Raw genomic sequence first — 13,483 nt, 5'->3', positions numbered from 1 at the left:
ACTTACCATGAGTAAACTCATCAGGGGTATCCGCGGCTTCAGGGATATCTCTCCAGATGAAACCTTCAGGCATTGCTATGCGGAAGACCGTACCAGGAAGCATTTCGGTCGTTTCGGTTATCGTGAAGTTCGGCTTCCGTTGGTTGAGTCTACGGAGCTTTTCTCCCGCGGCATAGGCCAGGCTACGGACATCGTGGAAAAGGAGATGTACACATTCCCGGATCGCAATGGGGCGAGCTTGACCCTTCGTCCGGAAGGTACCGCATCTGCTGTGAGGGCATACCTTGAAGGAGGCTGGAAATTACAGGGGGGAGTTACAAAAATATTTTATACGGGCCCTATGTTTCGGTACGAGCGGCCTCAGAAGGGAAGGTACAGGCAGTTTTATCAAATAGGCCTTGAAGCTATTGGTGGATCGGGACCTATGGTGGATGTGGAAGTCATCGATCTGCTCCATCTGCTTTTTGTAGAGTTGGGATTGCAGGATGTGAAGATCCTGGTAAACTCCCTCGGGTGTCAAGTCTGCAGGCCTCCTTTCAGGGAAGATCTGGTTGATTTCATAAAGAGTTCTGCGGGTGACCTGTGTTCGAACTGCGTGCGGAGGACCGAAACAAACCCCATGCGGGTGCTGGACTGTAAGGTTCCTTCCTGTAGGGATGTTCTGGAGGCATCTCCGGTAATACTTGAATATCTTTGTCCGGAGTGCGAGGATCACTTCTCTCGTGTAAACAGCGGCCTAACCGGTCTCAATGTTCCCTACCAGGTGGATCCCCGGATCGTGCGAGGTCTTGATTACTACAACAGGACCGCGTTCGAGGCTGTTTGCGGTGGACTGGGAGCCCAGAACGCTGTGGCGGCCGGCGGCAGGTATGACGGTCTTGCCAGGGAGATAGGAGGGGATGTCCCCGGGATCGGTTTTGCCATAGGGCTCGAGCGTCTGACCCATGTTATGGATTGGGATAACATCCCGTTACCTGTGGTGGATTACTACATTGCCGCGGCAACGGATACCGCGCGGATCAATGTCATGGCTCTCGCGGATGCCCTTCGAGGGAAGGGGTATTCCGTAGAAACTGATCTGGAGGACAGGAGTCTCAAGGCGCAGCTCAGGATTGCCAACAGGACAGGAACTCCGCAAGTGCTCCTGGTGGGAGATGATGAACTGAAGGCCGGAACTTTGCAGGTAAAGGATTTCTCTACAGGAGACCAGGTTACGGTTGATAGGGAATCCTTCTTGAAAAAACTGAAGGGGAAAGAAAAGTGATGAACACATCTGGAAGCCTTAAAAGCAAAAACCTTCTGAAGATCCTCACCGATGCTGAAGGAACGTCTTTTACCGGCACGGTGACCCTTAAGGGTAAAACGGGGCTGGCCTCCGTTACCCTGAAGGGTGGCAAGATCGTGTTTATAAGGGAACCTCGCGCAAAGAGCAGGTTGGGAAGGTACCTTGTCAGCAAGAACATTATTACCGAGAAGGAACTTCAGGGCGCCCTGAACGCTCAAAAGACAAAAGGCGGTTCCTTCCTGGGGGAGATCCTCATAGAGCAGGCTGTCATTGAAAAGGAATCACTTGCCACAGCCATGATGAGCGTGGCCGAGGAATCCCTTGTCCACTTGCTCACATGGAAGGAGGGTCTGTACCGTGTTGAGGAGGAGGAGGTGCCCGGGGATCCGGTAGGTGATATTTCCTACAAGGAAATGGCTAATAAGGCGGCGCAAATGGCATCCGCCGTCGAGGATGAATGGGCCATCGATCAGATCGTTCCGCACAAAGGGAAGATAGACGAAAACATCAAGGAGGAAATCCTCCAGGCTGTGCGTCGGGTCAGCCAGAAGCTCCGTGATCTAAAACCGGACGAAGTCGTTCTGTTGGTTGAGGACGAGATGCTTATGCGGGAGATGTTCAAGGACAAACTCATCAGTTTCGGTTTTGAAGTGGATGCAGTTGAGTCCCCTCACCTGGCTTTAGAGAAGCTGATGGAATACGAAGATACGGGGAAAATACCTATCGTTCTTGCGGATCTCATCATGCCCACCTTGAGCGGGAAGGGGATTTTCGGCGGCCTGGAACTTTTAGAGGAGATCCAGAAAACCTACAGCCATATTCCGGTCATCGTAAACACAGCCTACCCGGATGCAAGCATCAGGAGACGTGCGCTGTTTCTAGGTGCCACCTATTACATCAACAAACCTGACCGTAAGGAAATTCGTCCGGAGGAACTGGAAAACCAGCTGAATCTGTTTATCGAAGAGGTGGCCGTCTGCATCCAGAACGTTATCCAGCGGCACGAGGTTTATTTTGAGAGAGATCAGCAAAACATCCTCAGGGAGGAGCTCCTGACCCAGTTAATACAGTCTCGGGAGGAGTTGGAAAAGGTTGGCGAAGTCGTCCAGAGAGACACCGGGGATATCAGGTTCCTCTCCGAGACAAGCTCCAGTATGGTGAGAGACAAGAGCCTTGCCAAAATGGCCGAAGTCATTGTCAATTTCGCGGCTCGGGAGATGGATCGATGCGCGATCTTCCTTATAAGAAAGGATGAGTTGACCGGTTTTTACGGAGGTGACAGGCGTCCCGAGGGTCAGCAGTTCGGAGCCAGTGTCAAGGAACTATCCATGAAAATATCTGATTCGCCCCTCATCAAGCAGGCTGTAGAAGCCGGGAAACTGATCACCGTAAATGATCCAGGTGAAAAGTTGGGGAGTCAGATCAAGGAACTGCTCGGGGAACCCTTGCCGAAGCATACGGTTATTCTTCCTATCCTTGTTCAAAATATGGTCGTGGCACTGCTGTATTGCGATGTTATACCAGGCGGGACACCTCCCAGGGATATCGATTCACTGGAAATTCTGCTGAACCTGGCCTCCCTTTCCCTGGAGATACAGCAGCAGCAGGTCATGTTGAAGAGGTTGAAGGAAAATTAATATATGGTGAACGGTGAATCGTGAATCGTTAATTATGGAAGTTGCTAGCATCCTTTTGGTTTTTCCCGTTCACTGTTCACGTTTCACTTTTCACGGATCTTAAAGGAGCAACCTTTGGAAACGACACCTGGAAAACTGGATCCCCTTGGCGATTGGCAACGTACCCATCATTGCAGCGATCTGACAGAAAAGAATATCGGTGAGAAAGTCCTTCTCATGGGGTGGGTCCTTCGCCGTCGCGATCATGGCGGTCTCATCTTCGTTGATCTGAGGGACAGGTGGGGGTTGACTCAGGTTGTTTTCAACCCTGAGCACAATCCAATTTCCCACGGAAAGGCTGAGAACCTGCGGTCAGAGTATGTTATCTCTGTAAAAGGTGAGGTTATACCTCGGCCGGAAGGCATGTCTAATCCGGAAATTGCTACCGGTAATGTAGAGGTGATGGTGGATGAACTCAAGGTGCTCAACTCCAGTTTGACCCCGCCGTTCAGTCTGGACGATCGGGAAGGTATGGAAGTTGCTGAGAGCGTACGGCTTAAGTACCGGTATCTGGATCTGAGAAGGGATACACTTCGTGAAAACATGGTTCTAAGGTCCCTGGCCAGTAAGAGTGTTCGTGATTTCTTCTATGGCGAAGACTTTCTCGAGATCGAGACACCAATATTGACCAAGAGCACACCTGAGGGCGCTCGTGACTACCTGGTGCCCAGCAGAGTGCACAACGGGCTCATGTACGCTCTCCCTCAGTCGCCACAGCTGTTCAAACAGCTTCTCATGATCTCGGGGTACGATCGATATTTTCAGATCGTTCACTGTTTCAGGGACGAGGATCTGCGGGCTGACCGTCAGCCCGAATTCACTCAGATCGATGTTGAGATGTCCTTTGTAACCGAGGACACTCTTTTTGACGTTATGGAGCGGATGGTGGCCGATCTTTTAAAATCTGCCAAGGGTATTCATATCCCAACTCCTTTCCCCAGGATCTCCTATGGGGAGGTCATGGACAGGTTCGGTGTTGACCGGCCTGACACCCGCTTTGACATGGAGCTCGTTGATTTTACGGACAACCTCGGAAGTACGGAAGCACGAATTTTTTCCGAAACCCTCAAGGGTGGCGGGATAATCAAAGGTTTTAACGTTAAGGGTGGCGGCGACACCTCACGCAAGGAGCTTGATGAACTGGCTGACCATGCTGCCATTTACGGTGCAAAGGGGCTTGCGTGGTTTAAAATCAATCCGGACGGTTGGCAGTCTCCTCTGGCTAAATTTATTAGCGAGGACGTCAGGCAGGAAGTCGAGGCGCGAGCTTCTTTTCAACCCGGCGACCTTTTACTTGTCATTGCGGGGGGGGCATCCATGGTCAACGAGTCTTTGGGGCAGCTCAGGCTCCATGTTGCCCAGAAATTTAACCTCATCCCGGAGGGCAAGTTCGATTTCCTCTGGGTGGTTGACTTCCCGCTGTTTGAGTACGACCAGGACGATGGAAGGTACTATTCCATGCACCACCCCTTCACCTCACCCAAGGAGGAAGACCTTCATTTACTTGCGTCGGATCCGGATAAGGTCCGTGCAAAGGCCTATGACATGGTCCTTAACGGGTCTGAAATTGGAGGAGGGAGCATCCGTATCCACAGCAAGGATGTCCAAAGTCGGATTTTCGAACTTCTCAATATCGGCCCTGAAGAGGCTATTGAAAAGTTCGGGTTCCTCCTGGAAGCCCTCCAGTATGGCGCACCCCCCCACGGAGGCATCGCTTTTGGTCTTGACAGGATCATGATGCTGCTCACCGGCGCCAAATCCATAAGGGACGTCATTGCATTTCCCAAGACCCAGAAAGCGACCTGTCTTCTCACGGATGCCCCCAGCCCGGTGGACCCGGCCCAGCTTGCGGAACTGGGGCTGCGATTGCGGAAATAGTTTTGCCCGGGAGGGGGAGAAAGATCTTAAGACGCGGTGACGCGGAAACACGGGGACGCGGAGAAAACCCCGTTCACTGTTCACGGTTCACAGTTCACTATTGCTCAATTCTCAATTCTAAATTCTCAATCCTCAATCCTCAATCCTCAATTCGCAATTGACTTTTCCCGTCACAAATCACCGTCTTTTACCCTAAAAATCCTTGACAGCCCTTCGTCTGCCCTATATACGTATACTGTATATTGTATACTAGTAATTCTAGGTTTTAGTGTCAGGCCTCAGCCGAACTGGTTCAGCGAAACCCCCCTCCGCTGGATCAGACGGGAAGGCCGGTTCATAGGGGGCACGGCGGGAACGTCGTCCCCCTTTTTTTAATTTAAGAGCCTGCAACATGGGCCAAAATCAATATGAGCAGGTCCAATTTCTTAACAATATCCGCTTTCATTGCTCTGGATGGCCGAAGGGTAATAAGGTGTTACAGAGGTTGGATGTACCTGGTTCGGCCATGTGAAATTTAATGCTCATTCTTAATTCTGCGGGCGTGAGCCCGTGGTAGTTCACTTGTATGTCGGGGAGTAGTTAACGGTTCAAAGTACACGGTTTACAGTTCAATCCACCCGTTAGAAGTACTGATGATACGGCCTGGATCTGACCATAAGCTGTAAACTGTTAACAGTAAACTGCTGGCCAGTTTACCCGGCCAGAACCAAGGGGGTCTCACATGGCGAAAAGAAGAAACAAGATCACCGTTGTTGGCGGCGGGAACGTAGGTGCCACAGCTGTCCATTGGCTTGCCGCTCAGGATATGGGAGATATCGTCCTTGTGGATATTCTTGAGGGCATGCCCCAGGGCAAGGCTCTCGATCTCATCCAGACCGCTCCTGTAGAGGGATTCGATTATAACATCATCGGCACCAACAGCTATGAAGAAACGGCCAATTCGGACGTCGTCATCATCACAGCGGGACTCGCCCGGAAACCGGGCATGAGCCGTGACGATCTCCTTATCAAGAACTTCGAGATCGTTAAGTCCTGTACGGAGCAGATCGTCAAATATTCATCGGATTGCTACATAATCGTGGTGAGCAACCCTCTGGACGTCATGACCTACGTGGCCAGGCAGGTCAGCGGTTTCCCCAAGAACAGGGTTGTGGGAATGGCCGGTGTACTTGACAGCGCCCGGTTCAGGGCCTTTATCGCCATGGAACTGGGAATCTCAGTTCAGGACACCAGCGCCTTTGTCATGGGTGGGCACGGGGACAGCATGGTCCCGCTGGTTCGCTACTCATACGCCGGCGGTATCCCCATCGAAAAACTGATTCCCGCAGACCGTATAGAGGCCATCGTGCAGAGGACGCGCAATGCGGGTGGTGAGATCGTGAGCCTCCTGAAGACCGGAAGTGCTTATTACTCACCATCAGCTGCCGCGGTTGAGATGGCTGTGGCCATCCTCAAGAACAAGAAGCGGATGATGCCTTGTGCTGCGGCCCTTGAGGGCGAGTACAACGTTTTCGACGGGCTTTATGTCGGTGTCCCCATCATCCTTGGCGGCGACGGTGTCGAGAAGATAATCGAGATAGAACTGACCGATGAAGAGAAGGCGATGCTTGAGAAATCGGTGGAAGATATCAGGGAAAATGTTCAGAAACTGCCTTTCTGATGAAGGAGATCGAGGTTTGTTCGCCAGCACATGGAGGGAGACCGCCGGAAATTCCGGCGGCTGCCTCCTTTTTTCATATCAACTTATGACCACCCAACCGGTGCCATTGCTCCGTTCAAGGAGTAAGTTGGGTTGGGTGGTGCCCCGAGGGGGGGTCGTATGAGAGAGATCACAGCAGGGGAAATTACAGAAGCGATCAAAAGTCTTTCCATGAGTGCGGCCTACCACCTTGGAGAAGATGTGGTAAGTGCTCTCGATAAAGGACTTGAGGAAGAGACCTCCCCGTCCGGTCAGGATGTTCTTAAACAGCTCCTGGAGAACGCCCAAATAGCCGATGAAGGGAAGTTCCCTATGTGTCAGGACACCGGTTTGGCCGTGATCTTCGTGGAATTGGGTCAGGATGTCCATGTTGCGGGAGGGGATCTTAACGAAGCCATAAATGAAGGTGTCCGTCAGGGGTATGAAGAGGCCTTTCTGCGTAAAAGTGTATGCCACCCTTTTACCCGCAAGAACACGGGAGACAATACACCGGCCATTATCCATATAAAGGTCGTACCGGGGGATCGGCTAAAGCTGACCCTTGCGGGCAAAGGTGGGGGTAGCGAGAACATGAGCCGCGTCATGATGCTCAAGCCCTCTGACGGCAAGGATGGCATCATCGATTATGTCGTCCAGCGGGTGAAAGAATCAGGTCCTAACCCCTGTCCGCCTATTGTGGTGGGTGTCGGTATCGGGGGGACCTTTGAAAGGGCCGCCCTACTGGCCAAGGAAGCGTTACTGAGGGATATCGGTGAACCGAACCCGGATCCCGAACTGGCTGAGATGGAGAGGATCATCTTTGAAAGGATCAACAAACTGGGCATTGGGCCAGCTGGGTTGGGTGGACGTACGACATCCCTGGGTGTACACGTAGAGATGCAGCAGTGCCATATTGCCAGCCTTCCTGTGGCTGTTAATATCAACTGCCACGCCCACAGGCACAAGGAATTAATTATTTAGGTGTTGCCCGGCACAATTGCACCCCCTAAATAATTAATCTGGAAGAGAAACGGGAAGCGTTGGAGACAGAAATACATTTGCTGTTATTTTTACATTTTTTCTGCGTGAGCTGAAAAAATGTTGAGGAGAAAAAAATGTCCGATCCTGTTGTACTGACCCCCCCCCTTACAGATGAGGATGTGGCTGGCCTTCGAGCGGGGGACCGGGTCCTTATCACGGGAACCATGCTCACAGGTCGAGATGCAGCCCACAAGCGGCTTGTGGAACTCATTGAAAAAGGTGACGATCTGCCCATGGACCTTAAGGGGCAGATCATCTATTTCGTGGGGCCGACCCCCACGAGGCCCGGGGAGGCCATCGGATCGGCGGGACCAACCACAAGTTATCGTATGGATGCCTACTCTCCCATTCTAATAGAGAAGGGGCTGAAAGGAATGATCGGAAAGGGGTCCAGGTCCAGGGAAGTTGTGGAGGCCATGGTGAAGCACAAGGCTGTATATTTTGCGGCAGTGGGCGGGGCAGCGGCTCTCATCTCCAGACGTATTGTATCTTCAGAGGTCCTGGCCTATGAGGAATTGGGACCGGAGGCGATCCGCAGACTGCAAGTCAAGGATTTCCCCGTTATCGTGGTCAACGATACGGAAGGAAATGATCTATATGAACAGGGTTTGAAGGAGTATGCGATCAAATAAATCATGTAACTAAGTATCTATGTACCTATGTAACTACGTGCATAAGATCCTGGACACTTAGACATTTAGACATTTAGACACTTAGACACTTAGACACTTAGACACTTAGATACTTCGACACCTAGACACCTGGATACAGTTCTTTTAGGAGGGACCTACATGAAAATTCATGAATACCAGGCCAAGGAGCTGTTGAAACAGTACGGTATCCCCACAACTGACGGTGGAGTTGCCACTTCGGCACCCGACGCTGCAGCGATCGCCAGGGGTATCGGCGGCAAGGTCGTGGTCAAGGCTCAGATCCACGCTGGCGGACGAGGAAAAGGCGGAGGTGTCAAGGTCGTTGATGGCGCTGTTGCGGCCGAGGCCGCCGCGGCAGGCATGTTGGGAAAGCCCCTTGTTACCTACCAGACTGGTCCGGAGGGTCAGGTTGTCAGCAAAGTGCTGGTGGAGGGTGCCGTGGGTATCGCATCAGAACTCTATCTGGGCGTGGTTGTGGACCGGGCAACCGAAAAAGTGGCTTTCATGGCCAGTACAGAAGGCGGTGTAGAGATAGAGAAGGTGGCTGCTGAGACGCCCGAAAAGATCCTCAAGGAGTTTGCTGACCCGGGTATGGGGCTGATGCCCTACCAGGCACGGAACCTTGCATATGGGCTGGGCCTGGAAGGAAAGACCGCCTCAGCAGCGGCATCCTTTGTCATGAAACTGTACAAGCTGTTTGTTGAAAAAGACTGCTCTCTGGCTGAGATCAACCCCTTGATCATCACGAATGATGGCGATGTCATGGCTCTGGACGCCAAACTGAACTTTGACGATAACGCTATGTACCGTCACCCGGAGCTTGCAGAACTGCGGGATCTGTCAGAAGAGGACCCCTCTGAGGTCAAGGCCTCTGAAGACGGGCTCTCCTATATAAAACTGGATGGGGCAGTGGGGTGCATGGTGAACGGGGCGGGCCTTGCTATGGCTACCATGGACATTATCAAGCTTGCAGGCGGGGAGCCCGCCAATTTCCTGGATGTGGGCGGCGGGGCCAATGAGGAGTCTGTGACAAACGCTTTCAAGATCATTCTTTCTGATGAAAATGTGAAGGCGGTCCTTGTGAACATCTTCGGCGGTATCGTGCGGTGCGATATTGTGGCCCAGGGGGTTATCGCCGCTGCGAAGAATGTAGACTTGAAGGTACCTGTGGTTGTACGTCTCGAAGGCACCAACGCCGATGAAGGGTTGAAACTCATTGAAGAATCAGGGCTTAACTTCCAAACGGCCAAGGGGCTCAAGGCAGCCGCGGAAAAGGCCGTCGCCGCAGCGGGAGGTGCGAAATGAGCATCCTGGTAAACAACAATACCCGGATCGTGGTGCAGGGCATTACGGGGCGTGAAGGGACCTTTCACACGAAGCAGTGTGTCGAATACGGTTCAAAGGTCGTAGCCGGTGTTACCCCTGGAAAGGGCGGGCAGGATGTGGAGGGTATTCCGGTGTACAACACGGTAGCCACGGCTGTCGAGAAGGAAGGCGCCAACGCCGCGCTTATTTTTGTCCCGCCGGCATTTTGCGGCGACGCCATCCTGGAAGCTGCCGAAGCGGGGGTGGAGCTTGTAATATGCATCACCGAAGGTATCCCCACAGTAGATATGGTCAAGGTTAAAGATGCGATCAAATACAACAGCGTCCGCCTTGTGGGTCCTAACTGTCCAGGGGTTATCACCCCCGGTCAGTGCAAGATGGGCATTATGCCCGGATTCATTCACAAGCCGGGTGACGTGGGTGTCATATCCAGGAGCGGGACCCTTACCTATGAGGCGGTGGCCCAGTTGACGGAGCTTGGAATCGGGCAGAGTACATGTATCGGTATCGGAGGGGATCCTGTTATCGGAACCACCTTTATAGATCTTCTGAGGCTTTTTAACGGCGACCCCGAAACAAGTGCTGTTGTGATGATCGGTGAGATCGGCGGCAGCGCCGAGGAGGAAGCAGCCGCCTTTATCAAGGATGAGATGAACAAACCTGTTGTTTCATTTATCGCGGGCCAGACGGCACCGGCTGGAAAAAGAATGGGGCACGCCGGGGCTATCATAGCTGGCGGAAAAGGTACGGCAGCGGAAAAGATAGCAGCCCTCGAGGATGCCGGTGTCACAGTCAGCCGCAGCCCGGCAGACATTGGAGCGGAGATCGCCAAGGTATTGGGAAGGTAACTGAGTAAGGTAACCGGAGGTTTCTATGAGTGCTGTTAAGGCCCTGAAGGAGGAAAGGGTGGTCGCCGAGCATGAAGGAAGGCAGATCACTATTATCCCTCGTTACTGCAAGGGATGCGAGATATGTGTAAAGCTGTGTCCCCAATCCGTACTGGATCTCAAGGATTTCAAGGTTCACGTTGCCCGTATCCAGGACTGCAACGAGTGCATGCTCTGTGAGATCAGATGTCCTGATTTCGCCATTGAGGTCATGGGCAAAGGCAAAAAGGGGAAAAACTGATGAGTGGTAAAGAAGTTTTCTATCAGGGGAACGAGGCGTGCGCCGAGGGTGCGCTTTATGCCGGATGCCGATTTTTCGGTGGATATCCCATAACCCCTTCCACTGAAGTGGCAGAACTGCTGTCCCGTCGCCTTCCCAAGGTCGGGGGAGCTTTCATTCAGATGGAGGATGAGATCGCTGCCATGGCCTCCATCATCGGGGCGTCCCTCGTGGGCAAAAAGAGCCTGACCGCCACCAGCGGACCGGGGATGTCGCTCAAATTGGAGAACCTGGGATTCGCGTGCATCACCGAAGTCCCCTGCGTCATCCTCAATGTCATGAGAGGAGGCCCCAGCACCGGCCTGCCCACTGGCCCAAGCCAATCTGACGTCATGCAGGCTAAATGGGGCACCCATGGGGACCACCCGGCCATCGTCCTTACTCCCGCCTCCGTGCAGGAGATCTTCAACGAGACAGTGAGGGCTTTCAACATCTCCGAACGGCTCCGCACCCCCGTTATTCTCCTGACGGATGAGATTATCGGACACATGAGGGAGAAGATCGTCATACCGGAAAAGGGGGAACTGGAGATCTGGGACAGGCCCAGGCCTGACTGCCCCCCGGAGGAATATCTCCCTTACGACACGAGCAAGGGCATTGTGCCGCCCATGGCTGATTTCGGAAGCGGGTACAGGTTCCATGTCACAGGCCTTAACCACGACGCGTCAGGGTTTCCAACGAACAAGCCTTCCCTCGTGGAACCTGAAGAGGAAAGGCTCATGGCCAAGGTGACGGAAAACCTTGATATGATCGAAAAGTATGAATATTTCCAGAAAGACGGAGCCAAGGTGGGCGTCATGGCCTTCGGTTCCAGCGCGAGGTCTGCCAAGGCCGCCATCAAACAGGCTCAGGAGGAAGGGATTCCTGTGGATTTGCTGAGACCTGTCACCCTCTGGCCCTATCCCGAAGGACCGACCATCGAGATGGCTGGGCGGGTGGACACCATCGTGGTACCGGAAATGAACCTGGGACAGATGATCAACGAGGTCCAGCGATGCATCGAGGGTCGGGCGAAGGTTGTTGGAGTCAACAGAGTGGATGGTGATCCCATAACACCGGAGAACATCCTCCAGAAGATCAGGGAGGTGGTGTAATGGCCTTTAATTATGATCAGTATATGCGCCCCGGGAAGCTGCCCCACATCTGGTGCCCGGGTTGCGCCCACGGCACCGTTATGAAAGCAATCATCAGGGCCATCGACAGGGTGGGTCTTGAAAAGGACAGAACAGTTATTGTCTCAGGCATTGGCTGCGCTTCACGTATGCCGGGATATGTGGATTTCAACACCCTGCACACGACCCACGGTCGCTCCCTGGCTTTTGCGACCGGGGTAAAAATGGCCGATCCAAGCCTCAACGTCATTTGTGTGGCGGGGGATGGTGACTCCCTGGCCATAGGCGGCAACCACTTTATCCACGCGTGCCGCAGGAATATCGATATCACCATGATCGTTTTCAACAACAATATTTACGGGATGACGGGGGGCCAGTTCTCCCCCACGACGCCCCATGGCAGACTTGCCAGCACGACCCCCTACGGCAACCCGGACTACGCTTTCGATGTGGCGGAGTTGAGCATGGGTGCAGGTGCGACCTATGTATCGAGGGGCACGGTCTACCACGCCGTTCCCCTGGAGAGGCAGATCGCCGACGGGATCACTCACAATGGATTTTCTGTAATAGACGCTCTATGCACCTGTCCTACAACCTACGGCAGGAGGAACAAGCTTGGGTCTCCCATTGACATGATCCTTTGGTTTAAGGACAACACCGTCGGGATCAAGGCTGCCCAGAAGCTTTCACCGGAAGAGATGGAAGGGAAAATCCTCACAGGGGTGTTCCGGAATGACATCAAACCGGAGTACTGTGAAGAATATCAGAAGATCGTCGAAATGGCCCAGGGAGGATAAGATGGCTGAAAGGTATGAAGTGAGGCTCAGCGGCTCAGGAGGCCAGGGGCTTGTCCTTGGGGGAGTCATCCTTGCCGAAGCTATAGCGCTGTTTGAAGGAAAAAACGCTGTCCAGACCCAATCCTATGGCCCTGAGGCCAGGGGCGGCGCCAGCAAGTCGGAGGTTATTATCTCCGACGGCGATATCGACTATCCCAAGGCTACCGAGATCGATCTGCTTCTCTGTCTTACGCAGGAGTCCTGCGATAAATATTCCCCCGACCTGAAGCAGGGAGGTGTTCTTCTCATTGACTCGAGGATGGTCACCAAGCTGCCAGAAGGGGATTACAAGGTTTACCACCTGCCTATTATCGATACAGCCAAGGAAAAAGTAGGCAAGGTGTTCGTTGCCAATATCGTTGCTCTGGGTGCCATCGCCGCGATCCTTGAGAGCGTGTCCTTTGAAAATGTTGAAAAAGCTGTTTTGAGCAGAGTGCCCAAAGGTACCGAGAACCTCAACCGGAGGGCTCTCCTGCTGGGCAGCGAACTGGTCACTGGGCTCCAGAGTTGATTTACGGAATCCTTGACAGGGGACCACCACCCAGAGGCCCCTCTGACCGTCTTTTTTTGTAATAGTTGATGGACACGTAAAAAAAATCATCAACACGCCCCGTGGTGGGCGCCCGGATCAATGACCGGCAATGATAGTCATTGATCCGTGAGGAAAGGGAAAATGACACTTTTCCCTTTCCGTGGAGCAAAAAGACCCGCCTGGACTTTTTGCGACCCTATTGTTGATGGCCCGGTAAACAGTCATCAACACGCCCCGTGGTGGGCGCCCGGATCAATGACCGGCAATGATAGTCATTGATCCGTGAGGAAAGGGAAAAT

General features: G+C 53.1%; 12 protein-coding genes. All 12 read left to right on the top strand.

Annotation, left to right across the window (positions count from 1 at the left end; all coding sequences use genetic code 11):
• Positions 1 to 7 precede the first annotated feature (7 nt).
• The 12 genes from hisS to P1S59_07180 all read left to right on the top strand — a co-directional run bounded on the left by hisS (position 8) and on the right by P1S59_07180 (position 13,163).
• The gene (gene hisS, locus P1S59_07235) at positions 8 to 1,264 is read left to right on the top strand and encodes a histidine--tRNA ligase (GenBank protein ID MDF1526045.1); all 1,257 of its coding nucleotides are present in this window, start codon (positions 8 to 10) and stop codon (positions 1,262 to 1,264) included.
• A complete protein-coding gene (locus P1S59_07230; protein ID MDF1526044.1) occupies positions 1,264 to 2,922 on the top strand; it encodes a response regulator in 1,659 nt (552 codons plus the stop codon). Before hisS ends, P1S59_07230 begins: the two co-directional genes overlap by 1 nt.
• 114 nt (positions 2,923 to 3,036) lie before the next feature.
• Positions 3,037 to 4,839, top strand: a complete 1,803-nt coding sequence (gene aspS / locus P1S59_07225; GenBank protein ID MDF1526043.1) for an aspartate--tRNA ligase — start codon at positions 3,037 to 3,039, stop codon at positions 4,837 to 4,839.
• A 721-nt stretch (positions 4,840 to 5,560) separates the two neighbouring features.
• Positions 5,561 to 6,499, top strand: a complete 939-nt coding sequence (gene mdh, locus P1S59_07220) for a malate dehydrogenase (GenBank protein ID MDF1526042.1) — start codon at positions 5,561 to 5,563, stop codon at positions 6,497 to 6,499.
• A 159-nt stretch (positions 6,500 to 6,658) separates the two neighbouring features.
• The gene (locus tag P1S59_07215; GenBank protein MDF1526041.1) at positions 6,659 to 7,498 is read left to right on the top strand and encodes a fumarate hydratase; all 840 of its coding nucleotides are present in this window, start codon (positions 6,659 to 6,661) and stop codon (positions 7,496 to 7,498) included.
• Positions 7,499 to 7,632: 134 nt separating this feature from the next.
• The gene (locus P1S59_07210) at positions 7,633 to 8,190 is read left to right on the top strand and encodes a Fe-S-containing hydro-lyase (protein MDF1526040.1); all 558 of its coding nucleotides are present in this window, start codon (positions 7,633 to 7,635) and stop codon (positions 8,188 to 8,190) included.
• A 159-nt stretch (positions 8,191 to 8,349) separates the two neighbouring features.
• Entirely contained in the window at positions 8,350 to 9,516 is a 1,167-nt protein-coding gene (gene sucC, locus P1S59_07205) for an ADP-forming succinate--CoA ligase subunit beta (GenBank protein ID MDF1526039.1), read from the top strand.
• Positions 9,513 to 10,385, top strand: a complete 873-nt coding sequence (gene sucD, locus P1S59_07200) for a succinate--CoA ligase subunit alpha (GenBank protein MDF1526038.1) — start codon at positions 9,513 to 9,515, stop codon at positions 10,383 to 10,385. The genes sucC and sucD overlap by 4 nt, the downstream gene beginning before the upstream one ends.
• A 25-nt stretch (positions 10,386 to 10,410) precedes the next feature.
• On the top strand, positions 10,411 to 10,665 hold the full coding sequence (locus P1S59_07195; GenBank protein MDF1526037.1) for a 4Fe-4S dicluster domain-containing protein: 255 nt from the start codon (positions 10,411 to 10,413) through the stop codon (positions 10,663 to 10,665).
• Positions 10,665 to 11,798, top strand: coding sequence for a 2-oxoacid:acceptor oxidoreductase subunit alpha (locus tag P1S59_07190; GenBank protein MDF1526036.1), 1,134 nt, complete (start codon positions 10,665 to 10,667; stop codon positions 11,796 to 11,798). The genes P1S59_07195 and P1S59_07190 overlap by 1 nt, the downstream gene beginning before the upstream one ends.
• Positions 11,798 to 12,613, top strand: coding sequence for a 2-oxoacid:ferredoxin oxidoreductase subunit beta (locus P1S59_07185; protein ID MDF1526035.1), 816 nt, complete (start codon positions 11,798 to 11,800; stop codon positions 12,611 to 12,613). The genes P1S59_07190 and P1S59_07185 overlap by 1 nt, the downstream gene beginning before the upstream one ends.
• A gap of 1 nt (position 12,614) precedes the next feature.
• Positions 12,615 to 13,163 carry a 2-oxoacid:acceptor oxidoreductase family protein gene (locus P1S59_07180; protein MDF1526034.1) on the top strand — a complete coding sequence of 183 codons (549 nt, stop codon included), beginning with the start codon at positions 12,615 to 12,617 and terminating at the stop codon, positions 13,161 to 13,163.
• Positions 13,164 to 13,483: the final 320 nt, after the last annotated feature.

Source organism: bacterium (assembly GCA_029210965.1).
Taxonomy (GTDB): Bacteria; BMS3Abin14; BMS3Abin14; order BMS3Abin14; family BMS3Abin14; genus JALHUC01.
Note: the sequence above shows the minus strand (reverse complement) of the source record. Positions and strands in the feature narration are given on the sequence as shown.

Excerpts from the sequence above, each read along its gene's own strand:
- mdh (MDF1526042.1), top strand. The coding sequence starts at position 5,561 with ATGGCGAAAAGAAGAAACAAGATCACCGTTGTTGGCGGCGGGAACGTA.
- P1S59_07185 (MDF1526035.1), top strand. The coding sequence starts at position 11,798 with ATGGCCTTTAATTATGATCAGTATATGCGCCCCGGGAAGCTGCCCCAC.
- P1S59_07215 (MDF1526041.1), top strand. The coding sequence starts at position 6,659 with ATGAGAGAGATCACAGCAGGGGAAATTACAGAAGCGATCAAAAGTCTT.
- sucD (MDF1526038.1), top strand. The coding sequence starts at position 9,513 with ATGAGCATCCTGGTAAACAACAATACCCGGATCGTGGTGCAGGGCATT.
- P1S59_07195 (MDF1526037.1), top strand. The coding sequence starts at position 10,411 with ATGAGTGCTGTTAAGGCCCTGAAGGAGGAAAGGGTGGTCGCCGAGCAT.
- sucC (MDF1526039.1), top strand. The coding sequence starts at position 8,350 with ATGAAAATTCATGAATACCAGGCCAAGGAGCTGTTGAAACAGTACGGT.
- P1S59_07190 (MDF1526036.1), top strand. The coding sequence starts at position 10,665 with ATGAGTGGTAAAGAAGTTTTCTATCAGGGGAACGAGGCGTGCGCCGAG.
- hisS (MDF1526045.1), top strand. The coding sequence starts at position 8 with ATGAGTAAACTCATCAGGGGTATCCGCGGCTTCAGGGATATCTCTCCA.
- P1S59_07180 (MDF1526034.1), top strand. The coding sequence starts at position 12,615 with ATGGCTGAAAGGTATGAAGTGAGGCTCAGCGGCTCAGGAGGCCAGGGG.
- P1S59_07210 (MDF1526040.1), top strand. The coding sequence starts at position 7,633 with ATGTCCGATCCTGTTGTACTGACCCCCCCCCTTACAGATGAGGATGTG.
- P1S59_07230 (MDF1526044.1), top strand. The coding sequence starts at position 1,264 with ATGAACACATCTGGAAGCCTTAAAAGCAAAAACCTTCTGAAGATCCTC.